The organism is Thioclava kandeliae, assembly GCF_040297545.1.
GTDB lineage: Bacteria > Pseudomonadota > Alphaproteobacteria > Rhodobacterales > Rhodobacteraceae > Thioclava > Thioclava kandeliae.
Map to the genome: position 1 here is coordinate 74,303 of NZ_JAYWLC010000014.1, position 25,030 is coordinate 99,332.

Sequence of the window (25,030 nt, forward strand, 5' to 3'; positions counted from 1 at the left end):
GATGCTCGCTTTCCTCACCCGCACCCGTACCAAAGGGCGTATGGATATCACCGATATCCTCTCCTATCTGTGGCTGATCCTCGGCACGCTGGTGATCGCCATCCCGATCGGCTGGGCCCTCCTGTCCTCGTTCAAACCGCCTGCCGAGATCAACAGCTTCCCGCCGACGCTGCTGCCATATGCCGCCGAGACGGTCACGGTCGAAGGGCAGGATGCGCCCCTGCCCGCCTATCTGATGGGCGAGGGCGAGCAAGCGCGGGTCGTAGGGCTCGTGCGCCGGATCGGGCTCAAGGCCACGGTGATCGACCCCGCCCAGCCCGATACCCGCCTGAGCGTGCCCGCAGAGGCGCTGCGCAAACAGACCGAGATCGCGCCGCAATGGTCAAACTATACCGAGCCACTCGAAAGCTTCGCCTTTGCGACCTATCTGCGCAACTCGGTCTTCGTGACGGCGGTGGCGACGGTGCTCACGCTCCTGCTGAACTCGATGGCGGCCTTCGCGCTCTCGAAATACCGCTTCCGTGGCTCCACCACGATCTTTGTGCTAATCCTCTCGACGCTGATGCTGCCGCTTTCGGTGATCATGGTGCCGGCCTTCATGGTGATCGTGGGGCTCAACCTTGCCGATAACCTCTGGGGGGTGATCCTCTCGACGGTGGCCACCCCCACCGGCGTGTTCCTCCTGCGGCAATATATGCTGACTATCCCCGATGACCTGATCGAGGCGGCCCGCGTCGATGCGGCCTCCGAGTTCCGCATCTACTGGAAGATCATCCTGCCGCTCTCGGCGCCGGCGCTGGCCGTTCTGGCGATCTTCTCGGTGATCTGGCGCTGGAACGACTTCCTTTGGCCGCTCATCGTGCTGTCGAGCCCCAAGAACTACACGCTTCAACTGGGTCTGAATGCGTTTCAGGGGCAATTCACGGTCGAGTGGCACTATATCCTCGCCATGACCGTGGTGGCACTCCTGCCGGTGACGATCATATTCCTCTTCCTGCAGAAATACATTACCGAAGGCGTTGCCAATTCCGGAGTGAAGTGAATGAGCCTGAAGAAGATCGCGGAAGTCGCGGGCGTCTCCGTCAGCACCGTCAGCCGCGCGTTGAGCGGCCATGACCGGATCTCCGACGAAAAACGGCGCGACATTCTCGAGATCGCGCGGGCGCAGGGCTATATCGACACCCGCGTCCGCCGCGCCTCGCAGGCGGGATTGCAATCCATCGTGCTGGCGATCCCCGAGGCGATGCTGCGCCCCTCGGAGACCAATTTCACCTCATGGCGCATCCTTGAGAAGCTGCGTGCCGAATGCGAGGCCCGCGGCGTGCGGCTCGATCCGGTGCTCAGCCCCGGCGAGACGCTCGACCCCGATCTGGTGATGGCGGGGATCGCGGCCTCCGATGCCGAAGCGATCGTGATCCATTTCGACGAGAACCCCGTGCTTCTCGACCGGCTGGCCGCGCAGGAGCGGCCTTCGGTGCTCCTTTTCGGCCTCGATCCGACGTCACGGGTGAGTTCGGTGGGCATCGGCAACACCTATGCCACAGCACTCGGCGCGCGCCATTTCCTCGATTTGGGGCATCGCGAGATCCTCTGCGTCTCGTGGTCGGGCCGCTTCACGATCCGCCGCCGCGAGGCGGGCTTTCGCGAGGCGCTGCGCGATCATGGCATCGCCTCGCCCGAGGACTGGATATTGCGGCTTTCGGGTTTTGCGCCCGATATCGTGGCGCGCGAGATGGGTGCATGGATTGCGGCGCAAGGCGGCAGGATGCCGGTCACAGCGATGCTCTGCCTGTCGGACAATATCGCGCTCGGGGTGATGAAAGCCTTGCAGGACCACGGGCTGCGCGTCCCCGAGGATGTCTCGGTCATGGGGTTTGACGACAGTTTTGCAGGCCAGATGTCGCAGCCGCCGCTCACCTCGATCCACCCGCCGCTCGACGAGATCGCGGTGACCGCGCTCGACGAGCTGGAGCTGGCGCTGCGCCGCAAGAACGGCTTTCTGGCGCGGCGGATCGAACTGGGCTGCCAGCTTACGCAGCGCGGCAGCTGCGCCCCCCGAGGGAGGCGCGCTAGAGGCTAGCGCGCGAGCCAGCCGCCATCGACATTGAGGATCGCCCCCGTCACATAGCGCGCGGCGGGCGAGCACAGATAGGCCGCCGTGCCCGCGATATCCTCGGGCGCGCCCCAGCGCCCTGCGGGGATCCGCTCCAGAATGGCACGCGAGCGGGCAGGGTCGTCGCGCAGCGCCTCGGTGTTATTGGTCGCGATATAGCCCGGCGCGATGGCATTGACGGTAATGCCATGTGGTGCCCATTCATTGGCAAGGATCTTGGTCAGCCCCGCCACCGCATGTTTGGACGCGGTATAGGAGGGCACGCGGATACCTCCTTGGAACGACAGGAGCGAGGCGATATTGACAATCGCGCCCTGCCCGCCTTGCGCGATCAGCGCCCGCCCGAAAGCCTGACAGGTGAAAAAGAGCGCCTTTGCATTCACATCCATCACCGCATCCCAATCCTCTTCGGGGAAATCGACGCTGTCGGCGCGGCGGATGATGCCCACATTATTGACCAGAAGGCTGTATTCGGCCCCCGCAAACACATCGCGCGCGGCAAAGGGATCGGCGAAATCGAGGCGGAGGTCGGAGGCCCTGCCCCCCGCCGCCCCGATCAGCGCCACCGTCTCGGCGCAGCTGCGCCGCCCCGCGCAGGTGACATCCGCCCCCTGCCCCGCCAAGGCCACCGCGATAGCCTGGCCGATGCCGGTATTGGCGCCTGTGACCAGCGCCTTCTGCCCGTCGAGGGAAAACAGCCCCGACATCAGCGCAGATCTCCGGGTTGGATGAAGTCCATATCGGTATAATCGACATTATCGCCCGCCATCGCCCAGATGAAGGTATAGGCGCCAATCCCCGCGCCCGAATGGATCGACCAGGGCGGAGAGATCGCGGCCTCCTCATTGGCGATGAACAGATGGCGGGTTTCCTCGGGCACGCCCATCAGATGCAGCACGCGCGCTTCGGGCGCCATCCCCCAATAGAGATAGGCCTCCATCCGGCGGTCATGGATATGGCTGGGGATCGTGTTCCAGACCGAGCCCTCGATCAGCGACGTATAGCCGAGGATCAGCTGGCAGCTCTCCATTACCTGCGGATGGATGAACTGCTTGATGATGCGCTTGTTCGAGCTGGCCGCATCGCCCATGGCGACTTCCTTGCAGTCGGCCAGCGTCACGAGGCGCGAGGGGCAGGCCCTATGCGCGGGGCAGGAGGTGATATAGAACCGCCCCTCCCCCTCGAAGGTCACAGGCCCGCTGCCCATCCCGAGATAGAGCACATCGCCCTGCGCCATCTCGTAGGTCTCGCCGCCCGCGTGCACGATCCCCGCCCCGCCGATATTGACGATGCCCATCTCGCGGCGGTCGAGGAAGGAAGGGGTTTTGGTCTCGGGCACATGATCGAGTGTAAGGGGCGCGCCCTGAGGCACCGCTGCCCCCAGCACGAAGCGCTCGTAATGGGTGTAGATCAGACGGATCTCGCCCGGAGCAAAGAGCCCCTGCCCCAGAAAGGCCGCACGCAGCCCCTCTGTATCCATGGTCTTGGCATGATTGGGATGGACGCCATGACGTGTTTCGACGCTCAGCATTGCAAGATATCTCCTTGGGATAGTGGTTCGGCCTCAGAGGAGCCCGAAGAGCCGCGGCAGGGTCATCGTCAGTGCGGGCACATAGGTGACCAGGAGCAGCAGGGTGAAGAGAAGCACATAGAAGGGTCCGAGGACCGGAATGATCCGCTCGACCCTTTCCTGTGCGACGGCGGCCCCGACAAAGAGGCCAGTGCCCACCGGCGGGGTGATCGTGCCGATCGCGAGATTGAACACGAGGATGATCCCGAAATGGGTGGGGTCATAGCCCACCTTCTGCACGATCGGCAGCAGGATCGGGGTAAAGATCAGGATGGCGGGGCCGATATCCATGAAACAGCCCACCACGAGGAGGATGAGATTGATGATCAGCATCACCACCAGAGGGTTGTCGCTGACCCCGAGGATCAGCGCCGAGATCGCCGCCGGAATGCCGGTAAAGGCCATGGCAAAGCTCAGTGCCGCCGAGGCCGCCAGCAAAAGCATGATCGTGCCGGTGATCTGCGTGGTCTCGATGAGGAACCTCGGCACATCGCGGAGCCGCACCGTGCGGTGGATGACCAGCGCCAGAAGGAGCGTGTAGAGCACCGCGATCCCCGAGGCTTCGACCGCGGTGAAGATGCCGCAGGTGATACCGCCGATCACGAGGACGATCAGCATAAGGCTAGGCGCGGCCGCCCATGTGATCCGCCTTGCCGCCGCCCAGCCCGGAAAGCCGGTGTGGCCATAGCCACGCTTGCGCGCGATGATGGCCGTCACCACCATGAGCCCCAGCCCCCACAGGAGCCCCGCAACCGCACCGCCGATAAACAGCGCCGAGATCGAGGTGCCGCCAGAGACGAGCGAATAGATGATAAAGGCCGTGGTCGGCGGGATCAGCATCCCCGTCGGCGCAGAGACGATGTTGATCGCGGCGGCAAAGCGGTTGTCATAGCCCTCCTTGCGGCTCATGGGCACCATCACCCCCCCGATCGAGGTGGATGCGGCGATGGCCGAGCCCGAGATACAGCCGAAGAGCATATTGCCCGCGATATTGGTCTGTGCGAGCGCCCCCGGCACACGCCCCGAGATCAGCTTCGCGAAATCGACGAGCCGCACCGCAATACCTCCCGAATTCATCATGACCCCGGAGAGGATGAAGAAGGGCACGGCCAGGAGCGAGAAACTGTCGAGGCTCGCCATCATCTTCTGCGCCGCCGTGAAAAGCGCCATATCGAGCGGCACCGCCAGCATGACCGCCGCCAGCGCCGCCGCCACGATCGCAACCGCAAGCGGGACCCCGAGGATCGAGAGCATCCCGAAGACGCCCAGCAATATCAGACTTGCCTGTCCAGCCATGTCAGTCTCCCACGCTCAGGGCATGCTCTATCGGGTCAGTCTCGCGGGCGGCTCTGCGACGGGCGAGATCAAGAAGATTGAGGGCGCTGTAGAGCACGATCAGCGCGCCGCTTACCGGCAGCGCCGCATAGACTGCCCCCATCGGCAGTCGCAGCACCGCACTCGTCTGGCCCGAGGCAATCTGCACCCCGTGCCAGCCGCCCCAACCCAGCACCATCGCACCGAAGATCATGAGCGAAAGCGGCCCGAGGGCGGCAAACCAGACCCGCGCGCGCGCAGGCACGAGTGCCGGCAACAGATCGATGGCCATATGCGCACCCCGCCCCGTCGCAAGAGCGGCACCAAGAAGCGAGAGCCAGATCACCCCGTAGCGCAGGAGTTCCTCCGAGAAGGTCGAGGGATCGCCCAGCACATAGCGGCTGAAGACCTGCCAGGCGAGAATGGCCACCATCCCCGCCAGAAGCCCGCAACAGAAGGCGCCGATCAGGAGATCGAGGGCCCTTCGCAGGGCCCCTGTTGCCGCCCCCATCTTCACTGGCCCGCCAGCGCGCGGATCTTTTCGACCAGCGCCTGTTTCTCGGGGGTCTCCGAGAGCGCGTCATACATGGGTTGCACCGCCTTCTGGAAAGCCGCGACATCGGGATAGGTATAGGTGACGCCAAAACTCTCGGCGGCGGTCTTCTTCTCGGCCTCGGTGGCCTGCGTCCAGGCCTCCTTCTGGAAGGCCGTGCTCTCGCGAGCAGCCTCGCGCACCGCCGCCTGCTCTTCGGGGGTCAGGCGCCCCAGCGCCGCCGTCGAGATCAGCACGATATCGGGGATGCGGGTATGCATGTCATAGCTATAGTATTTTGCCACCTCGCCATGACGCGCGACCGTGAGGGCATATTCGTTATTCTCGGCGCCATCGAGCACGCCCTGCTGGATCGAGGTATAGACCTCGCTCTGGTCCATCGCGATGGGGGCGGCCCCCAGCATCTTGACCATCTCGATCGAGGTCGGGCTCTGCATCACGCGGATCTTGAGTCCCTTCAGATCCTCGACCGTTTCCACCGGTTTCTTGGCCGTATAGAAACTGCGCGCGCCTGAGTCGTAATAGGTGAGGCCCACCATCCCCTGCCCCTCGGTCGAGGCATAGACGGGGCCCATGATCGCGTCATCCTCCATCGCACGGTAGAAATGCGCGGTATCATCGAAGAGATAGGGCATCGAGAAAGCCCCGTAGACCGGCGAGAAGCTCTCCATCAGCCCGCCCGAGACCTTGGTCATATCGAGAAGTCCGCCCTGCACCATCTCGACAAGCTCGCGCTCGCCGCCAAGCTGGCCATCGGGGAAAAAGGTCACCGTGACCCCGCCGCCCGTCTTCTCGGCCACCAGATCGCCGAATTTGGCCATCGCCTCCTTGGTGGGGGTCGCATTGCTGGCATAGCCAAAGCGCAAAGTCTCGGCCTGAACGGCCCCCGCCATCAGTGCCAAAAGCGCCGCTCCCATCATCAGTCCCTTCATGGCTCTCCTCCCTAAGATCCAATGAAATCAGATATATCCGCGTAGGTATTCGGTCAGACAAACCATCGCCATGGCCTGCCCATAGGGCATCGAGGTGCGCGGGATCTGCCGGTAATAGTCGAGATCGCTCCCCATCGCGGTCCCGAAGGACACATCGCGCAACTCTCCCTCGGGCGAGATCCGCCCGATCACCGCCCGCACCGACCGCTCGGCCGTCTGCGCATAGTCGGGCGGCAGAAGCCGCAGCCGCACCGCCTTGAGAAGCCCATAACCGAAGCCCGCCGCAGCCGAGGCTTCCTCGTAGCTTTCGGGATCATCGAGAAGCGTGTGCCAGAGCCCGCTTTCGGCCTGCATCGCGCGCAGCGCCTGTGCCTGCCGCGCAAGGATCATCACCAGATGACGGCGCAGCGGATCACCCTCGGGCAGGCGCAGCATCTCGATGAATTCGGGGATCGCGATGGTGATCCAGCTATTGCCCCGCGCCCAGAGCGCACGGGCGAAGTTGTGATTGCCCTCCGAGGTCCAGCCGTGGAACCACAGTCCCGTCTGCGTATCCATCAGATATTGGGCATGGACGAGGAACTGGTATTTGGCCTCCTCGATATAGTCGGGCCGCCCCAGAACCTGCCCGATCCGCGCCAGCGGCAGGACCGACATCATCAGCGTGTCATCCCACATCTGCTGGTCGTTGACCGAGTTATAGACGATATGCTGCAGCCCGCCGATCCGTGTGCGCGGCATCTTGTGCATCACCCATTCGGCCCACTCTTCGAGATAAAGGACCCATCTGGGATCGCGATCCTGCGCATAGAGCTCGGCCATGGTCAGGAACGGCGCGACGGTGTTGATGTTCTTGGTGGGCGTGCCCTCGGCCAGCCGCGCTTCGAACCAGTCACGGATGATCTGCATAGCCCGCGCCTGCCCGGTCAGTTGGGCGTAGCGAAAAAGCCCGTAAAGCCCGATTCCGTGTGTCCATTCCCAGCCCGCCCAGCCCTTGGTATCGATCACACGGCCATCCTCGAGGCGCAGCAGGAACTCGCCCGTCCGGTCCTTGATCGAGATCAGGTTCTCGGTCAGGCGGTCGATCAGCGCGCAGACCTCCTCGCGCGGCATGAACCGCTCCTTTTGGCGCAGCAACGGGTGCATAACTATGTCTCCTCCTCCCGGCGCCCCGTCCTCTATTTTTATGGAACGACATTCCGTAAATTAAGGAAATATAGTTCATATCTAGATTCAAGAAAAATAAAACGCCAATCCATTTTTATAATTTGTAGAAACGACAGTTACTTACAATGCCGTATGAGTGATTGACATTCGTATGTAACTTTTTCAGAATGCAGTTTCATAATAATAGGAATGGCTGGATGGACGAAAAAGCGCAGAAATCCGACAATGTCGCCTCGGTGTTGAAGGTGTTCGCGGTGCTCGAGACGCTCTCGCAGGACCAACAGGCAAGTCTGGCCACGATCGCGCAACATGCGATGACCTCGAAGAGCACGACCCACAGGCTTCTGCAGACCATGGTCGATCTGGGCTATGTGAGCCAGGACCCCGAGACTGAACGCTACGGGCTTACCATGAAGCTATTCTCGGTCGCGGCACGCGCGCTCAAACAGGAGAGCGATCTGTTGCAGGTCGCCGACCGGGCCATGGGTCAACTCTCTCGGGCCACGGGGGAGTCGATCAATCTGGGAGTGCTGGATGCGGGTGAACAGCGCGTGGTCTATATCCACGGCTATCCTTCCATGTATAACCTCGCGATGAAATGCACGACCGGCATGCGCAACCCGCTGCATTCCACCTCGCTCGGCAAGGCGCTTCTGGCCTTCCGTGACCCACAGGAAATCGAGGAACGTCTGGCGCAGATGCAGTTCGAACCCTGCGCGCCCAACACGATTGCCACGCCCGAAACCCTGCTCGAACAACTCGCAACCGTGCGGGAGCAGGGCATTGCCGAGGAGATCGAGGAAAGCGAGGCCGGGGTGCGCTGCATGGCGGTGCCGCTCCGCAACCATCTGGGCAAGTCGGTCGGCGCGATCTCCATCGCCTTCCCGCTCTTCCGCTTCGACCCCGCACGGCGCGAGGACTATATCGCCATGCTGCGCGACGCAGGCGCGGATGTCTCGCGCGCACTGGGCTATGAGCCGGACTGACCCCTCCCCCCTCCGCGCGCGAGACGGAAACCTACGCTCGAGGCCGCGATAGCCCCTCTCTCAGGGCGCGGCCACGAGATCGTCGCCAAGAAGCGTCGCGGGGAAGTTCTGGTAGCTGACAGGACGCAGGAAACGGCGGATCGAGAGCGTGCCTACGGAGGTTGCGCCGAAATTGGTCGAGGCCGGATAGGGCCCGCCATGGACCATGCTGTCCACCACCTCGACCCCTGTCGGGAAACCGTTGACGAGCACGCGCCCCGCCTTGCGCTCGAGCACCGGCAAAAGCCCGCGCGCCAGTTCGGTATCGGCCTCTTCCATCAGGATCGTCGCGGTCAGCTGCCCCTCGAAGCCCTTGGCCAGAGCGCGCATCTCCTCGGCCGCGCCCACGCGCACCACAAGCCCGAGCGGCCCGAAGACCTCCTCGCTCAGCGCATGATCCTCGAGGAAGCTCCCTGCCGCGACCTCGTAGAGATTGGGGCGGGCCTCGCGGCCCGTGCTTTCGGTGGTCATCACCGGCCGGACAGAATTGCGCGCGTCAAACCGGGCCTTCCCCTCGTTATAGGCCCGCGCGATCCCGTGGGTCAGCATGGGTTGCGGGCCGATCTTGGCCAGCGCCTCGGCAGTGGCCGCGACAAAGGCATCGCCCTCGGCGCCCGCAGGCACGACCGCGATCCCCGGATTGGTGCAGAACTGCCCTGCCCCCATGCTGAGCGAGGCGGCCCATCCCGCCCCCAGCTCGCGCCCTCTGGCCGCAAGGGCCGCGGGCAGCACAAACATCGGATTGACCGAACCCAGCTCACCAAAGAACGGGATCGGCTCGGGCCGCTTGGCGCAGAGATCGAAGAGCGCGCGCCCGCCTGCCAGAGAGCCGGTAAAGCCCACCGCCTTGATATCGGGATGCTCGACAAGGGCTTGGCCCACATGGCGGTTGCCGCCCTGAATGAGGCTGAAGACCCCCGCATCGAGCCCGCAGCGCGCAATCGCCGCGGCCACCGCCTCGGCGATGATCTCGCCGGTGCCGGGATGGGCCGAATGGCCCTTTACCACCACGGGGCAGCCCGCGGCGAGGGCCGCCGCCGTATCGCCCCCCGCCGTCGAGAAGGCGAGTGGGAAATTCGAGGCGCCGAAGACCGCAACGGGGCCGATGGGGCGCTCGATCAGCCGGATCTCGGGGCGCGGCGCGGGCTTGCGCTCGGGCTGGGCCAGATCGATGCGGCGGTCGAGATACTCGCCCTTGCGGATATGGGCGGCAAAGAGGCGCAGCTGGCCCGTGGTGCGGCCCCGCTCGCCCTGCAGCCGCGCTATTGGCAGGCCGGTTTCCTGCGTGCCGATCTCGGTGATCGCCTCGGCGCGAGCCTCGATCTCCTCGGCGATGGTCTCGAGGAAAGACGCGCGGGTCTCGCGTATGCTATAACCATAGCTCCAGAACGCCTCTTCGGCGGCCTTGCAGGCCTGATCGACAAGCGCAGGCGTGCCCACCGAGAAGTGGTGCGCCGGACCATGCGCGGGATCGGAGGCGAAGCGCTCCTCGGTGCCGATCCATGCGCCTGCAACCAGATGCTTACCATGCGGGATGAAACTCATGTGAACTCTCCGTCTCGTTAGGAATTATGGAACAGGGACAAAAGGGGCCTCACGTCCCGCCCTGACGCTGGTGGATCGGCTCCACCGTGAAGAGACCGCCCTGATAGCGGCTATTGGGGTCATCGACGGGGGGTTTAGGGCCCATCGCCTCGATCTGGGCCCGAAAGATTTCGGAACTGTCCTTGGGATGCCAGCCAATCGCCTCGGCCCCCACGCTTTCCCACCAGCCCGCCGGATTGGCCGACGCCCCCCAGATCACGGGGCAGCCGAGTTTGGGCGCGCGGAAGACACAAGCCACGAGATCCGCGAAATCATTATAGGAGAGCCATGTCGAAAGCATCCGGTGATTGGCGGGCGTCTCGAAGCACGACCCGATCCGCACGATGGCGGTCTCGATGCCGAATTTATCGTGATACATCGAGGCGAGCGCCTCGCCGAAGCATTTGGACACGCCATAGAGGCTGTCAGGGCGCATCGGGTCGGTTGTCTTGAGCCGCTGATCCTGCTCGTAAAAGCCGATCGTGTGGTTGGAGGAGGCAAAGAGCACGCGGGTGATGCCTTCGGCCCGCGCCGCCTCGTAGAGATTGTAGAGGCCGCGGATATTGCCTTCGAGGATGGTCTCGAAATCCCCTTCGGTGGATTTACCGCCCAAATGCAGAATGCCATCGCAGCCCCGCACCATCTCGCGCACGGCCTGTGCGTCATTCAGGTCGCAGAGCACTGTTTCCTCATGCGTGTCCGCATCGGTAATGGGCAGCATATCGGCCAGACGCAGGGTCTGGGCCATATCGCGCAGGCGGGGGCGCATCGCACGCCCGACCCCACCGGCCGCGCCTGTGATCAGAAGTCGTTTCAAGGTCATCTCCTTTGTCAAAAGCGGACCGGCCCGCAGGAGGGGCCGGTCGGGCCGGAAGGCTCAGTGGAAGAGCGCAGGCAGCCAGAGCGAGAGCGCGGGGATATAGGTGACGAGCAAAAGCACCGCGAAAGCCGCCAGATAGAAGGGCCAGATCGTACGCAGCACCTGCCCGATCCCGATCCGCCCCACGGCGCAGCCTACAAACAGCACCGACCCCACAGGCGGTGTGCAAAGCCCGATCCCGAGATTGAGGATCAGGATGACACCGAAATGGATCGGGTCGATCCCGAAGGCCTGCGCCACCGGCAGGAAAATGGGCGTCGTGATCACGATCAGCGGCGACATATCCATGAAGGTGCCGAGGATCAGCAGCATCACGTTGATCAGGAGCAGGATGACGATCGGATTGTCGGAGAAGTTGTGCAGGAAGGCCACCATCTGCGCGGGCACTTTCAGATAGGCCAGAAGCCAGCCGAAACAGGCCGCACAACCGATCACCATCAGCACCATTGCGGTGGTTCGCACGGCGGCCAGAGTAGCCTCCTTAAAATCGCGCCACGAGAGGCTGCGATAGACCAAAAGCGTCACGCCGAGCGCATAGATCACCGCGATATTGGAGCTTTCCGAGGCGGTAAAGACGCCCGAGCGCACGCCGCCGAAGATGATCGCGATCAGGATCAGGCCCGGCACGGCCGAAAGGAACAGCTGCCCCAGCATCGACCAGCCCGGAAAGGTCTCGCGCGGATAGTTGCGGCGCTTGGCCACGAACCATGCCGCCGCCATAAGCGCCAGCGCCAACACGAAGCCCGGAATGATGCCTGCGGTGAAAAGATCGGCAATGGAGAGCCGCCCCCCCGCCGCGATCGAATAGATGATCATGTTATGCGAGGGCGGGATCATCAGGGCGATGATCGAGGAGACCACGGTGATATTGACCGCATAATCCGCACCATAGCCGCACGCGCGCATTTGCGGAACCATTAGCCCGCCGACCGCGGAGGCATCGGCGGTGGCCGAGCCCGAGACGCCGCCAAACATTAGCGAGGCCGCGATATTCACCTGGCCCAGTCCGCCACGCAGATGCCCCACAAGGGCGGCGGCAAAGGCCACAAGCCTGCGCGCGATATCGCCGCGCACCATCAGATCGCCCGCGAAGATAAAGAAGGGGATCGCCATGAGCGAATAGACCGAGACACCGGAATTGAGCCGCTGGAAGACCACAACGGGCGGCAGGCCCATATAGGCCACGGTGGCAAGGCTCGCGGCGCCCAGACAGAAGGCCACCGGAGTGCCGATCAGCAAAAGAAAGACAAAGCTTCCGAAGAGAATAACGAGTTCCATGGATTACTCCTCGAGCGCATCGTCGCCGAAGCGGACGGTTGGCAGGCCCGCGCAGCGGCGCAGGATGCGTTCGACACAGAAGAGGGCCAGAAGGACCCCACCACCGATCAGCGGCGCGAAATCCCATGCCCGCGAGAGACCCAGCGTGGGCATGACGTTTTTGGCGACCTTGGAGGCAAGTTCCCAGCCATAATAGGCCATACCGACCCCGAAGGCCCCCACGACGAGTTCCGACAGCGTGAAGAGGATCGGTTTGAGCCAGCCCGGCAGGATATAGAGCAGCACATCGAAAGAGAGGTGATAGCCTTCGCGGATGCCGACGGCGGCGCCAAGAAAGATGAACCATCCCATGATCAGCACCGATCCGGGTTCCGCCCACTGAAGCGAGAAGCCCAGGAGATAGCGGCACACCACCTGCATGAAGACCATCGCGGTCATCAGCACGAGGCCCGTGCCAGCCACCCACAGGGCTGCCCTCCCGATCCAGCCGGTGAGGATGGCCAGGCGAAGCATCGCCTGGCGGTAGGAAGAGGCCGCCCGCCCATGGGGTTCCGAGCGGGAGTGGAACTGGTCAGACATGTGCGGGCGCGTATCCATTACTGGGTATCCTGAATGCGCTTCACGAGGTCTTTCAGCTCGGGCGTGTCGGCATATTTCGCGTAGAGCGGCGCCATCGCGTCGATATAGGGTTGCTTGTCGACATCCGTGATCACCTCGGCCCCTGCCGCCTTGACCTTCTCGAGCGAGGCTGCGACCTGCTTGGTCCAGAGATCGCGCATAACAGGCACCGAGGCCTTGGCCGCCTCCCTGACCGCCGCCTGATCCTCGGGCGAGAGCTTGTCAAAGGTGATCTTCGACATGGCGAGAACCTCGGGCATAATCAGATGCTGGTCATTCGTGTAATACTTGGCGACCTCTGCATGGCCCGAGCTGTCATAGGAGGGGAAGTTGTTCTCGGCCCCGTCGATCACACCGGTCTGGATCGAGGAATAGACCTCGCCATAGGGCATGGGCGTCGCATTGGCACCAAGTGCATCCATCATATCGACGAACACATCCGATTGCATCACACGGAACTTGAGCCCCTTGAGATCCTCGATGCTCATCACCGGACGCTTGGAATTGTAGAAGCTCCGCGCGCCACCATCATAATAGGCCAGCACCACCAGATCATTGGGCACGAAGGCCGCGGCGATCTCTTTCCCGATCGGGCCGTCGACCACATGGTGCATATGCTCCTCGGAGCGGAAGATATAGGGCAGCGAGACCACGCGCGTCTCGGGGATCATGTTGTTGAACGGGCCGAGGCTCGAGCGGACCATATCGATGACACCGAACTGGGTCTGCTCAATGGAATCCTTTTCCTCGCCAAGCTGCGAGGAGGGGAAAACCTCGACGCACAGCCGGCCACCGGTTTTTTCCTCGAGCTGTTTACCCATGTATTTGACGGCCTCGACGGTCGGATAACCATCGGGATGGGTATCGGCCGAGCGTAGGGTCGTTTCGCAGGCCATGGCGCCGCCCGTGCAGAGCGTCGAGGCGGCAAGGGCTGCGATCATAGTGGTGTGAAGCTTCATGGTATCCTCCCTGGATATGGCCTCTATGGACCTTTCTCTCAGTCCGGAGGCGACAGGCCGCCGGACCGTCCTTTTGGGCGTCCCTCCGGGGACGCACCCGACCGGATCGCGGCCCTCCTCCCGAGGCGCGACGCGGAATATCATAGGCCGCCTCTCACCCGAGGGCGGCGAACCCGTACAGCTCCTGCGGATTCTCGACGAGCACCTTCTGGCGCGCCGCCCTATCCGGCAGCCACCCGAGGCTGGTCTCGCAGAGGGCCTTGTCGCAGGGGTAATCCTCACTGGTGCGCGCGGCATTATGCGGCCAGTTGGTGCCCCAGACGATCCGCTCGGGGGCATGCGCCGCAATCTCGCGGGCATAGACGGCGACATCCGCAAAATCCGGCCCGCCCGCGCGCGAACTCTCGTAGGCACCGGCGAATTTGTACCACATCCGTCCGCCATCGATCAGACGTTTCAGGGCATCGGTCTCGGCCTGCCCCGCACCGGCAAAGAACTTGCCGTGATGATCAAGAACCCAGCGCGATTTGAGCGCCCTCAAACGCGGCTCGAGATCGAGGATGCGGTTGCCATCGAACTGCACCGCCATCATCCAGCCCATCTCTGATGCGCGCGCATCGACCGCCTCGAGCGCCGCGAGCCCGAGTGCACCGCCCGGCAGATCCATGATCCGCGCGCCCACGACCCCCGCACCATCGAGCCGCGCAAGCTCGGCCTCGGACGTCTCGCCCGAGATCACCGCAACGCCGCGCGCCACATCGCCCATCTCGTGCAGGCAAGCCAAAAGATTGGCATTGTCATGCTGATGCGCATTGCCCTGCGTGATCACCACGCGGTCAATCCCGAGCCAGCGCATCACGCGGCGATAGGCATCCGCATCGGGGAGCGGCGCGGGCGGCAGCCCGGGCCCGCCCTCACGCGCTGGAAAGCCCGCCAGATACATATGCATCTGCGTATCGACCGTGCCCTTGGGCAGAGCGGGCACAAGCGCCGCGCCTTCGAGTTTGCGGGTGATCATGATCAATCCTCCTTCGGAGAAAATTCGGCCAGAGCGGCGCGGTCGATCTCGATCCCGAGGCCCGGGCCATCGGGGATGGTGAGGACCCCGTTCACATGCTCAATGGGTTTGGTGACGATGGCCTGACGGAAAGGGTTATGCGTGCGGTCGAATTCCATGATCGGCTCCAGCGGTGTGCGACGCACGGGTGAGGGCACCATGGCCGCCATGAATTGCAGAGCCGCTGCGATATGGACCGCTGTCCCCCAGACATGCGGCACGACCCGCACCCCGTGCAGTTCCGCCAGATCGGCGATGCGCCGTGCTTCGGTAAAGCCACCGCAGCCTGCCAGATCGGGCTGGACAATATCGACCGCCCGCGTCTCGATGGGCTCGCGGAATCCCCAGCGTGTATGCCATGTCTCGCCGCCTGCAAGCGGGATCGGCTGACGCGCGCGCAACTCACGATAGGCGTCAAGCTGCTCGGGCACCACCGGCTCCTCGAACCAGTCGATCCCGTACTCCGCCGCGGCCTGACCGACACGCATCGCCTCGATCGCATCATATCCGTGATTGGCATCGATCATCAGCCGCATTTCGGGGCCGATCGCCTCGCGCACGGCGCGGATCACGCGCAGATCCTCCTCGATATTGAAGCCGATCTTGATCTTGCAGGCATGGAAGCCCGCTTCGCGGTGGCCCGCCATCTCGGCGGCATTATCCTCTACACGGTCTACCCCGTCGCGCTTGAACGAGCCCGTGGCATAGGCACGGACCGTCTCGCGGAAGCGCCCGCCCAGAAGCGTCGAGACCGGCACGCCGAAATGCTTGCCCTTAATATCCCACAGCGCGATGTCGATGCCCGACAGCGCCGTGACCGTCAGCCCGCGCTGGCCCTGATCACGCAGCGCGTTATAGAGCGTGGCCCAGATCTTCTCGGTCTCGAGCGGGTTCTGCCCGATCAGCCATTGCGCATAGGTGGCCACCACCGCCGCATTGGCGCGCGCAGGCCCGAGGCATTCACCCCAGCCGATGGTGCCATCGGCGCATTCGATCTCGACCAGAACATGGGTCCGGCGGTCAAAGCGCATCGATGCGCTCTCGAAGGCTGTCGCGAGCCTGTGATCCAGAAGGTGCGTGCGCACCGCCACGATCTTCATCTATCCATCCCTCCCGCGGTTCCCCGAATGCGATCAGGGGCCGTCCTCCTTGCGAGGAGCGTTCCCGCTCCCCGCTCTCGCAGAGCGCCTCTCCTCAGGCGGCCATCTTGCGGCGATAGGGCGCGACCAGCGCCTCGATCATCGCCATTTCCTCATCATCGAGATCCTTCAGCGGCGCGCGCACCGCGCCGGCGTCAAACCCCTGCGCCCGCACACCAGCCTTGATCGCCGAGACGGCATAGCCCTTGGAGCGGTTACGGATCGCCATGAACGGGTAGAAGAACTCGTTGAGGATGCGCTCACAGATGGCGCGCTCGCCCGCCCGCAAGGCACGGTAGAACTCGACCGCCAACTCGGGCACGAAGTTGAACACCGCCGAGGAATAGGTGGTGAACCCCGCCCCAAGATAGGCCTCGGCAAAGAGTTCCGCCGTGGGCATACCGCCCAGATAGGTCAGACGGTCGCCCATCTTGGCGGTGATCTGGCGCACGAGCCCGATATCGCCGGTGCCATCCTTGAAGCCCACGAGATTGGGGCAGGCATCGCAAAGCCGCGCCAACGTATCGGCCTGCAGCACCGCATTGTCGCGGTTATAGACCATCACGCCCATCGCAGTCGCATCGCAAACCGCCTTCACATGGGCATAAAGGCCCTCTTGCGGCGCATCGATCAGATAATGCGGCAAAAGCAGGATCCCCTCGCCTCCGACCTTCTCGACCGAACGCGCGATCTCGGTGGCCATCGCGGTACCATAGCCGCAACCGGAGACGATGGCGCTGCGGCCCTCGGCCGCCTCGATCGCAGCCGCCACGATCTCGGGGATCTCGTTCGGGGCCAGCGAGAAGAATTCGCCTGTGCCGCCCGCGGCAAAGAGCACAGGCGCATCATAATTGGACAGCCAGTCGACATGGGCCTTGTAGCTGTCGGGGGCGAATTTCCCCTCGGCGTCAAAATGGGTGACAGGGAAGGACAACAGTCCTGACCCAAGGGCATTTTTGAGTTCTTGCGGGGTCATACGGCCTCCTCCTCGCGAATATGCCCGCTCTCCTCGGGCTTGTATGATAAGTAAATAACAAATTCAGCAAGAGTCAACATATTTGTATGATATGTTGTGAATTGATTTTCTTTAGCGCAGAACCATGCGGTAACGCTGATAGCTACCCTTCAGATGGACGCGCATCGCCTCTCGGGCACGCTCCTCGTCACGGTCGAGAATCGCATGAATGATATTGTCATGCTCGTCGCTGATCTGCGCGAGATACTCCTTGGCGCTGGCCTCGTGCTGGGGTTCGCCCGCCCCGAGTGCCGCCCGCGGAATGATCCCCGGGCCGATGAATTCAAGGAATTCGGGAAACCGCGGATTGCCCGTCGCCTGAGCGATGGCCAGATGCAGCCGGTAATCGGCCTCGCCGGTGGGCAGCCCCTGCGCAACCGCATCGCGGAAACCCGCATTGGCCTCCAGAAGCGCCTCTTCCCAGTGGGGCACAAGCCTTTGCGCTGCAAGAGCTGCGGCTTCGGACTCGATAGCGTTGCGCAGTTCCAGAAGCTCGATCGTCGAAGAAACCCGCTGTGGATCGAGGTTGCGGAAAGGCATGACCACGGGAGGCTTGGGCACGAGCACGAAGACCCCCGCCCCTTGCCGCGCCTCGACGCGGCCCTCCGAACGCAACGCCGCGATCGCCTCGCGCACTACTGTTCGGCTCACACCATGCGCTTCGGTCAGCGCACTCTCGCTCGGTAGACGGTCTCCGGGCAACACGCGGCCCTCCTCGATCTCCTCGCGCAAGGTCGCGGCCAGCCGGGCGACCAGCGTTCCTCTTCGCGCGCGCGGGCCTTTCTCTCCGGCGGGGCCAGTATTCGCCATTGCGGATCCTCCTTACCGACGGACAACACATCCATCGCATAGCTCACAGATAAGTAACACAACTTATCATACAAGATGACGGAGAATTGCAACATATTCGTATTGGAGCAGCGAATATTTCAGGCGTCAGGGCCGGTTGAGGGGCACAAGATCTCCCTCAGGGATGGGATCGTCATACGCAAACAGCTGTGCCAAATGGCTCCCCTGCTCGGCGATCACGTCGCGCAACCCCTTGCTCTGCGGCCCCCGCATGAGCGCATGGGCCTCGAAGGCAGTGCCCAGAAGTGACCTTATACGCCCCTGCAGCGCTGCGGTTATACGCCGCATCCCCAAGGCGCGGGCAAACTGGTCCAGATCGCTATGGGTGACCTCGTCCAGCAGCCGGGCATGCCCTATCGGAAAGGCCAGCTCATGCGTTACCTCGCGGTCCATGATGATCGGCAACACATCATAGGCCGGAGCGAGGTCGGGCCGCGGACCCTGCCACAGTAACGCATGGTTCTTCGCGTGATTGTCGCTATTGCCCAACAGAAGATTGGCCATCGTAAGGGTAAAGAGTGCGAGACGTGCAGCGCCGGGGCTGGCACATGCGGCGATGATCCGGCCCATAGCCTCGGCGTCGAAACGCGCCCCCGGCCCCGCATTCCGCGTATATTTCAACAGCGGCGGCAGTCCCAATGCCTGCGCGAAATCTTCCTGATGGATTCGGTGCAGGGTCTCGCCGTGAATATGCCGGTCGAAACGGGTGACCAACAGCCCGCGCAACTCGCCTTCACCCAGAATTTCGGTCTGGGCCACAGGATGGTCGACCAGACGCGCTAATAGCGCCATTGCTGCCTGCTCTTGCCCGACAAGTGCCATCTCGGAGGCGCGAGGCACCTTGAGAATATGCGTTGTGGGCACGCGTCGCCCCGCCTTGGGCAGAGCAAAGCGCCCATCCGACAAACGGGTCAGTGCCAGTTTGCCCTGTACACCCGCCAGAGGCGAAGGATCCTTCCTCTGACCCAGCGGAGGGCGCCTGTCGCGCAGATCGGCGATGATCTGGTGCAGGTCTTCGGGGGTCAGCGGGTCGTAATCGCGGCTCATATCACCGGGGATTTTCGCCCCCCCCTGCCCCTTCGGCCCGACAGAGATCGCGCCCGGACAATCCGAACCCAGATGTTCCAGAAGCCCCACGAAATCCGAACGCTCCAGCCGATAGCGCGCCAGAACCTGATCCAACTGCTGGTTATTCTCAAACATCATATTCGCGAAAAACCCTCGCGTCTGCGCATCACCATAGGGCGCCTCGCGCACAGGCAGGGAGAGCGACAGGGGATGGGGAAGATCCTCGCGCAGATAGCGCAGCGAGGTCCGCCCGTGATCATCGCGCGCAAGCTCCGCCACAGGCCCCGCGACCCCCTCGAGATGAACATCAAGCGCCAGCATCGCGTAACTCCAATACCAGCCCGAGATCCGCGCAAAGCTGTAAAACCAGCCCGATCTGCGCGGTGGGTTTTCCCTGCTCGATGGCGCGAATCGTGGGACGCGAAATTCCGGTCTGCATCGATAGACCTTCCTGCGTCAGCCCCATCGAACGGCGCTTTTCGCGCAGCGCAAGCCCCAGAGAGTGCGAAGACAGTGACATAATACACTCCAAAAAGGAAAAGATCATTTCCTTCTAAGTCGAGAATCGGGAAATGTCCAGAAAAGGAAAGGATCATTTCCATTTAGTGCGAATTCCTAGGGTCTTACCTTGGATGGCAACGACCATTTCCATGAATTATGGTGTGAAACCCTCGCTGGACAGTAAATCCGCCTAAAAGCGTGAAAAAACACTGGACAGACCCGATTTCCTCAGGTGATTTATACGGAAATAACCGAATAGGACGCGAGAAAGCGTAACAAACGCTTCGAGCTTTAGAGAAAATCCGCTCCTGCGGGATAATGGTAGAGCAAATGACAGGCCGCAATACGCAAAGCCAGAATAGAATAGATTTGCTTGTGGGGCAGCATGCTGCAAACCTGTCGCAACAGCTTCAGGAACATCGGCAGGCGCTCTATCCGCCGGATGCGCGGCGCGTGCTGCGCAAATTCACCTCCGGTGAAGTGGCCGACCTTCTGGGCGTTAAGGATGCCTATCTACGCAAGCTGCATCTGGATGGGCGCGGACCCGAACCCGAAATCCGCACGGGCGGCCGACGCTATTACTCGCCCGAGGACGTTCAGGCTTTGCGCGAGATGCTTGAAAAGGGCGCGAAGAGCCCGGGCACCTATTTGCCGGGTCGGCGCGACGGCGACCACCTGCAGGTAATCTCGGTGATCAACTTCAAGGGCGGCTCGGGCAAAACCACGACAAGCGCCCATCTGGCGCAAAAGCTGGCGCTGGATGGCTATCGCGTGCTGGGGATCGACCTAGACCCGCAGGCATCTTTCTCGGCGCTTCACGGGTTCCAACCGGAATTCGACCTGCTGGATGGCGGCACGCTTTATGATGCAATTCGCTATGATGACCCGCTGCCCATGCGCGAGGTTATCCAAAAAACCTATTTCACCAATCTCGACATCATTCCGGGCAATCTGGACCTGATGGAGTTCGAACATGATACGCCGCGCGTTCTGGCGCAGGGCTCGCGCGAGCTGTTCTTTACCCGCGTTGGCGAGAAACTCGCCGAGGTGGAGGCGGATTACGATGTCGTCGTGATCGATTGCCCGCCGCAACTGGGCTTTCTCAGCATGTCCGCGCTCTCGGCGGCCACGGCCGTATTGGTGACTGTGCATCCACAAATGCTGGATGTGATGTCGATGTGCCAGTTCCTGTTAATGACCTCGAATCTCTTGGGCGTCGTGGCCGATGCGGGCGGCGATATGTCTTACGATTGGCTGCGCTATCTGGTGACACGCTACGAACCAGGCGACGGGCCGCAAAACCAGATGGTCAGTTTCATGCGATCGATGTTTGGCGAACATGTGCTCAACCACCCTGCCCTGAAATCCACAGCGATTTCGGATGCTGGCATTACCAAGCAGACGCTATACGAGGTCGAGAAATCGCAATTCACCCGTGCGACCTATGAGCGAGCGCTTGAAAGCCTCAATCTGGTGAATGGCGAGATAGAGGGGCTTATCCAATCTGCATGGGGGCGCAACTGATGGCACGCAAGAACCTTCTGGAAGGGCTGATGAAACCCGCAGCAGCGGCGCAACCTGCTGCCCCGCGCCGACAGACCGGCGCGATTGGCGCGGTAAGCCAATCATTGGCCGATCTGAAGACCCGCGCCATGGTCGAGGTTCCCGCAGAGATGATTGATGATGCGGGCCTGAAGGACCGCCTTGATCGCGATGACGCGGGCCTCGCCGAGTTAATGGACAGTATCCGCGACTATGGCCAACAAGTTCCGGTGATGCTGCGCCATTCCCCTACTGTCGAAGGCCGCTATGAAATCGTCTATGGTCGGCGGCGCGTTGCAGCCCTTCGGGCGCTGCAACTGCCCATCAAGGCGATGCTGCGCGATCTGGATGACCGTTCCCTGGTTGTTGCGCAAGGGCAGGAAAATGCTGCCCGCAAGGATCTATCGTTCATCGAAAAAGCCAACTTTGCCAGACAGATGGTGGATGCGGGCTTTGATCGCAAGGTGATCTGCGACGCGTTGCATGTGGATAAAACCGTTGTCTCGCGCATGCTGAACGTAACAAACTCCATCCCACAAGAGCTGATCGAGGCGATCGGGGCGGCGCCGTCGGCGGGGCGCGACCGTTGGGTGGCGCTGGCCAAACGCTTGGGCGAAACCCCTGTGGCCTCGGTGGTCGCTCTTGCGCGAGGAGAAACGAGTGATCTGCGGTTTCAGGCGCTGTTTGACGCTTTGGCCAAGCCAAAAGTCGCGAAGAGCCCCGAGCGCCTGACCACTCCGGATGGCGATTTATTGGCGGAAATTTCTCTTCGCGCAGGAAGGCCTGTGCTGAACCTGCATGATAAAGAGTTCGGCGATTGGCTGACCAGACACCTACACGAGATTCACCGCGATTATCTGAAATCGCACGGCGAATGATATAACCATAACAGCAAGGAGGCACGGCCAGACAGAAAAAGACCCCCCAAGACAGGCATTACCAATCTCGAAGGGCCGTTCTTTCTAGCACCTTGAACGTATCCCCTTTTGTTGACTCCTGTCAACAAGCCGCCAATGCCGCGGGGCGATATTTCATGTCTTTGTGACAATAAAATGCAACATATCTCTATAACGCCTTTCGGGCGGGGTCTTCGCGCATCCGATGTGACAGCTGCGCGTATGGTAAGTCATGCCTTGCCCGAAATCTCTGCTGACAAATGGCAGCTGTTCAAGCAGTTGACTGCCGCACGCGAAACCTACGGTCTGAAGCCCGCCGCTTTGGCGGTGCTGAACGCCCTTCTCACCTTCCATCCGCATCGGACGCTGGCCGAGGGTGATACAACGATTGTCTTTCCCGCCAACCGCTCACTTATCGAGCGTTGCAATGGTATGAGTGAAAGCACCCTGCGCCGTCATCTGAATACATTGGTCAATGCCGGTCTGATCCTGCGCCACGACAGCCCCAATGGCAAACGCTATGCCCGCCGATCGGGTGAGCAAATCTATATGGCCTTCGGGTTTGACCTTCGCCCCCTCATCCTGCGGGAAGGCGAAATCGCAGATGCAGCAGCGGCGGCCCATACCGCGCAACAGCGACGCAAAGCTTTACATGATGCCATCTCCCTGCTGCTGCGCGATGCGAGCGCCCTGCTCCATCTGAGCCCTATGAAACAGACGCAGACCGAGGAGATCAACAAGATCTGGCGCGAAAAACGCCGTAAATTGACGGCTGCCGCACTCGAGGAGCTGTATCATGCGGCCAACACTATAGTCTCCGCACTCAAGTCTTTCATCCCAAACGAAGAATCAGAAGAACTGACCGGCAATGCATCCCAAAATGACTGTCACTCAGAGATCAAAAACAAACTTATAAAAGATTCTGACGCTACTGAAAAAACAGAGCAAACGATAAAGAAGCGCCCTGCCCCAGCCGAACTTGATCTGCAAAATGTATTGAACGTCTGTTCTGACGCATCAGATTATTGCGAAACGCCGATGCAAAGCTGGCAAGATGCAATCACTTTAAGCCATTATCTAGCGCCTATGATGGGCATTACCCAAGAAACCCTGCATCATGCTCAAAATACGATGGGCCGTGAAGCGGCTGCCTCAACGGTGTTAGCCCTCCTGCAACGCTCTTCCGAGATCCGGAATCCTGGAGGCTATCTACGCCGCCTGACACATCAAGCTGAGACCTTCAGTTACAATCCCGCCGGATTGCTCCGTATGTTGCAGAAACGTCAATTACAGGCTGCATAAAGATTGTTCTCAGTGGCTCACATATCGTCAAACGCGTTTAGCGCTCCGTGATCTGATGATACCTTGCCACTCAGAGCGAAGTCCTAGCGGGAAATTCTCCAAGACCGCTTGATGCGAAGTTTTGGCTCAGATTGTGGTGCGTGTGGTGTTTGCGCAGGTCTTGAAAAATTTCCCTGGACCAATCCTTGACATCTTGTCTGTATGCGTCTGAATGAAATGATCTCGAAGTATAGCCTTCTTTCGACAGTCAATAGCCAACACTCGGAATATGGCGTCGTCTATCTTTGATAGTGGTCACTGGGAGTACCAAGCCAAGAAACGGACCAATCAGCTCAGCTAGGGTTAATATCCATAACCAGTAGCTGACGAGGACTATAGCCGAAAGATCTTCCTTTCGGCATAGGTCATAGCAAGTGGCTACACGCTGCCAGTCCTTGAAACCGCCAAACATGATTTCGATGCGATTGCGCCTCCTGTATCGGCGCTTGTCGTATTTGATCGGCATCTTCCGGTTTCTTTCGAGTTAGAATGCAGGCGCGTATTCCCTTGCTCTGCAAAGCTTCTCGGAAATAATCAGCTTCGCATCCGTGATCCTCGTGCATCTATTTGACACTTGGCAACCGGCTCAGCATTACCCGCGCGCCGATATAATCGCTTACCTGCCCGGCGGTGATGAATAAGGTCGATCGGTCTTACCTGTCTGTCACAGACAGTATGCAGCTTGGTGTTCTTGCCACTTTTCGTGCGACTAATCAGGCGACCACGCTTCCCTTTTTGACAACTATGCTGGTCGCTGTTCGATGTGCCCTTAGACATGTCGCGTCGATCATCATGGTCTTCGTTTCGCCATGGGTCGCAACTAGGCCGGCCATCATTCGTGCGAAGACACCCTTCCCGCGCCAACACAAGCCATTGCCATTGATGAAGATAATTCCACTCAATAGTCGCCTGTCATCGACCTGAGGCTTGCTATGAGGTTTCGGAAAATACGGTTTCAATCGCGCCATCTACGCGTCTATCAGTCAGAAGAGATTGCTCATGCCACCGCTCCGTTTTTCAAAGCAGTGAATTACGTGCGGCGGCGGAAGTCAGCGCATTCTGACCCCAGACAACGCCAAGGTTCTCACGGTGTTGACGGCTGTCAACGTCGTCGTGATGAGATGATGTATGATGCTTTTAGCAGTCGCATATGTATTTTGCCGTCATAGAACGCGCTTATCCTGCAGTGTTCTATAAGTTGTACGGCCGAACTTACTCAGACTTTATTCGGGATCGTGTCCCAACTGATGGTGTAGCTCATAGCGGGCCTCGTGCTGACTGGCGGGCCGAGCTGATCAGTCGCGCTGCGCTGCAGGCAAGCTGACCACGACATCATCGCAGATTGGCGCCAGCGTTTCCAGTGTCATGTATCGACCGCGCTGGACGGTCCATTCCTCGGTCTGCTCCATCAGGATGGCCCCAACGAGGCGGCGGATCGAAGCCTCATTAGGAAAGATCCCGACCACGTCCGTACGGCGCTTGATCTCGCCGTTTAGGCGCTCAATCGGATTTGTGCTGTGTAGCTTCGTTCGATGCTGCTGGGGAAAGGTCATGTAGGCCAGCACATCCTCCTCGGCGCCGTCCATGAGGGTCGCCAGCTTTGGCAGTTTCGGACGCATCTGATCAGCG

General features: G+C 61.4%; 24 protein-coding genes and 1 pseudogene. 6 read left to right on the forward strand and 19 right to left on the reverse strand.

Going from position 1 to position 25,030, the window contains the following annotated elements; all coding sequences use genetic code 11:
* The first annotated feature begins 1 nt into the window (after window position 1).
* Complete coding sequence (locus VSX56_RS14960; protein WP_350938289.1) at window positions 2-1,042, forward strand: carbohydrate ABC transporter permease; 1,041 nt, start codon at window positions 2-4, stop codon at window positions 1,040-1,042.
* On the forward strand, window positions 1,043-2,080 hold the full coding sequence (locus VSX56_RS14965; protein WP_350938291.1) for a LacI family DNA-binding transcriptional regulator: 1,038 nt from the start codon (window positions 1,043-1,045) through the stop codon (window positions 2,078-2,080).
* Here the strand turns inward: VSX56_RS14965 and kduD are convergent.
* Genes kduD through bglB form a run of 6 tightly spaced genes read right to left on the reverse strand, consistent with a single transcriptional unit; the run spans window position 2,077 to window position 7,595 of the window.
* Entirely contained in the window at window positions 2,077-2,820 is a 744-nt protein-coding gene (gene kduD, locus VSX56_RS14970) for a 2-dehydro-3-deoxy-D-gluconate 5-dehydrogenase KduD (RefSeq protein WP_434096042.1), read from the reverse strand. The two genes, VSX56_RS14965 and kduD, sit on opposite strands and share 4 nt — an antisense overlap.
* Complete coding sequence (gene kduI / locus VSX56_RS14975; RefSeq protein ID WP_350938293.1) at window positions 2,820-3,644, reverse strand: 5-dehydro-4-deoxy-D-glucuronate isomerase; 825 nt, start codon at window positions 3,642-3,644, stop codon at window positions 2,820-2,822. Before kduI ends, kduD begins: the two co-directional genes overlap by 1 nt.
* A 33-nt stretch (window positions 3,645-3,677) precedes the next feature.
* On the reverse strand, window positions 3,678-4,979 hold the full coding sequence (locus tag VSX56_RS14980; RefSeq protein ID WP_349294717.1) for a TRAP transporter large permease: 1,302 nt from the start codon (window positions 4,977-4,979) through the stop codon (window positions 3,678-3,680).
* Window position 4,980: 1 nt separating this feature from the next.
* Window positions 4,981-5,508, reverse strand: coding sequence for a TRAP transporter small permease (locus VSX56_RS14985; protein ID WP_350938296.1), 528 nt, complete (start codon window positions 5,506-5,508; stop codon window positions 4,981-4,983).
* Between the two features lie 2 nt (window positions 5,509-5,510).
* The gene (locus tag VSX56_RS14990) at window positions 5,511-6,482 is read right to left on the reverse strand and encodes a TRAP transporter substrate-binding protein (RefSeq protein ID WP_350938298.1); all 972 of its coding nucleotides are present in this window, start codon (window positions 6,480-6,482) and stop codon (window positions 5,511-5,513) included.
* Window positions 6,483-6,509: 27 nt separating this feature from the next.
* Window positions 6,510-7,595 carry a beta-galactosidase BglB gene (gene bglB, locus VSX56_RS14995; RefSeq protein WP_350938300.1) on the reverse strand — a complete coding sequence of 362 codons (1,086 nt, stop codon included), beginning with the start codon at window positions 7,593-7,595 and terminating at the stop codon, window positions 6,510-6,512.
* Between the two features lie 251 nt (window positions 7,596-7,846).
* On the opposite strand from bglB, the gene VSX56_RS15000 reads away from it, so the two are divergent.
* Window positions 7,847-8,635 carry an IclR family transcriptional regulator domain-containing protein gene (locus tag VSX56_RS15000; protein ID WP_350938303.1) on the forward strand — a complete coding sequence of 263 codons (789 nt, stop codon included), beginning with the start codon at window positions 7,847-7,849 and terminating at the stop codon, window positions 8,633-8,635.
* A gap of 60 nt (window positions 8,636-8,695) precedes the next feature.
* On the opposite strand, the gene VSX56_RS15005 is transcribed toward VSX56_RS15000, so the two are convergent.
* From VSX56_RS15005 to VSX56_RS15055, 11 genes are all read right to left on the reverse strand, one after another.
* Complete coding sequence (locus VSX56_RS15005) at window positions 8,696-10,219, reverse strand: aldehyde dehydrogenase (NADP(+)) (RefSeq protein ID WP_350938305.1); 1,524 nt, start codon at window positions 10,217-10,219, stop codon at window positions 8,696-8,698.
* Between the two features lie 49 nt (window positions 10,220-10,268).
* Window positions 10,269-11,075, reverse strand: a complete 807-nt coding sequence (locus VSX56_RS15010; protein WP_350938307.1) for an NAD-dependent epimerase/dehydratase family protein — start codon at window positions 11,073-11,075, stop codon at window positions 10,269-10,271.
* Between the two features lie 60 nt (window positions 11,076-11,135).
* Entirely contained in the window at window positions 11,136-12,416 is a 1,281-nt protein-coding gene (locus VSX56_RS15015; RefSeq protein WP_350938309.1) for a TRAP transporter large permease, read from the reverse strand.
* A gap of 3 nt (window positions 12,417-12,419) precedes the next feature.
* Window positions 12,420-13,013: a TRAP transporter small permease gene (locus tag VSX56_RS15020; protein WP_350938311.1), complete on the reverse strand. Its 594-nt coding sequence runs from the start codon at window positions 13,011-13,013 to the stop codon at window positions 12,420-12,422.
* Window positions 13,013-13,993 (reverse strand): TRAP transporter substrate-binding protein, encoded by a 981-nt coding sequence (locus VSX56_RS15025; RefSeq protein ID WP_350938313.1) that lies wholly within the window; start codon window positions 13,991-13,993, stop codon window positions 13,013-13,015. Before VSX56_RS15025 ends, VSX56_RS15020 begins: the two co-directional genes overlap by 1 nt.
* Before the next feature lie 154 nt (window positions 13,994-14,147).
* Window positions 14,148-15,011: an amidohydrolase family protein gene (locus tag VSX56_RS15030; protein WP_350938315.1), complete on the reverse strand. Its 864-nt coding sequence runs from the start codon at window positions 15,009-15,011 to the stop codon at window positions 14,148-14,150.
* A gap of 2 nt (window positions 15,012-15,013) precedes the next feature.
* A complete protein-coding gene (locus VSX56_RS15035; RefSeq protein ID WP_350938317.1) occupies window positions 15,014-16,150 on the reverse strand; it encodes a mandelate racemase/muconate lactonizing enzyme family protein in 1,137 nt (378 codons plus the stop codon).
* Window positions 16,151-16,244: 94 nt separating this feature from the next.
* Complete coding sequence (kdgD, locus tag VSX56_RS15040) at window positions 16,245-17,165, reverse strand: 5-dehydro-4-deoxyglucarate dehydratase (RefSeq protein ID WP_350938320.1); 921 nt, start codon at window positions 17,163-17,165, stop codon at window positions 16,245-16,247.
* Between the two features lie 111 nt (window positions 17,166-17,276).
* A complete protein-coding gene (locus VSX56_RS15045; protein WP_350938322.1) occupies window positions 17,277-18,014 on the reverse strand; it encodes a FadR/GntR family transcriptional regulator in 738 nt (245 codons plus the stop codon).
* A gap of 126 nt (window positions 18,015-18,140) precedes the next feature.
* Window positions 18,141-19,442 carry a HipA domain-containing protein gene (locus VSX56_RS15050; RefSeq protein WP_350938324.1) on the reverse strand — a complete coding sequence of 434 codons (1,302 nt, stop codon included), beginning with the start codon at window positions 19,440-19,442 and terminating at the stop codon, window positions 18,141-18,143.
* Window positions 19,429-19,641: a helix-turn-helix domain-containing protein gene (locus VSX56_RS15055; RefSeq protein WP_350938326.1), complete on the reverse strand. Its 213-nt coding sequence runs from the start codon at window positions 19,639-19,641 to the stop codon at window positions 19,429-19,431. The genes VSX56_RS15050 and VSX56_RS15055 overlap by 14 nt, the downstream gene beginning before the upstream one ends.
* A 311-nt stretch (window positions 19,642-19,952) precedes the next feature.
* Between VSX56_RS15055 and repA the strand changes: the two genes are divergently transcribed.
* The 3 genes from repA to repC all read left to right on the forward strand — a co-directional run bounded on the left by repA (window position 19,953) and on the right by repC (window position 23,362).
* Window positions 19,953-21,146, forward strand: coding sequence for a plasmid partitioning protein RepA (repA, locus tag VSX56_RS15060; RefSeq protein ID WP_350938328.1), 1,194 nt, complete (start codon window positions 19,953-19,955; stop codon window positions 21,144-21,146).
* Window positions 21,146-22,042 (forward strand): plasmid partitioning protein RepB, encoded by an 897-nt coding sequence (gene repB, locus VSX56_RS15065; protein WP_350938330.1) that lies wholly within the window; start codon window positions 21,146-21,148, stop codon window positions 22,040-22,042. The genes repA and repB overlap by 1 nt, the downstream gene beginning before the upstream one ends.
* 174 nt (window positions 22,043-22,216) lie before the next feature.
* Window positions 22,217-23,362 carry a plasmid replication protein RepC gene (gene repC, locus VSX56_RS15070; RefSeq protein WP_350938333.1) on the forward strand — a complete coding sequence of 382 codons (1,146 nt, stop codon included), beginning with the start codon at window positions 22,217-22,219 and terminating at the stop codon, window positions 23,360-23,362.
* Between the two features lie 352 nt (window positions 23,363-23,714).
* On the opposite strand, the pseudogene VSX56_RS15075 reads toward repC, so the two are convergent.
* Together VSX56_RS15075 and VSX56_RS15080 are read right to left on the reverse strand one after the other, a co-directional pair.
* A pseudogene (locus tag VSX56_RS15075) lies at window positions 23,715-24,369 on the reverse strand (IS5 family transposase); the annotation flags it as partial.
* Between the two features lie 327 nt (window positions 24,370-24,696).
* A partial coding sequence (locus VSX56_RS15080; protein WP_350938335.1) for a transposase occupies window positions 24,697-25,030 on the reverse strand: 334 nt, incomplete at its 5' end.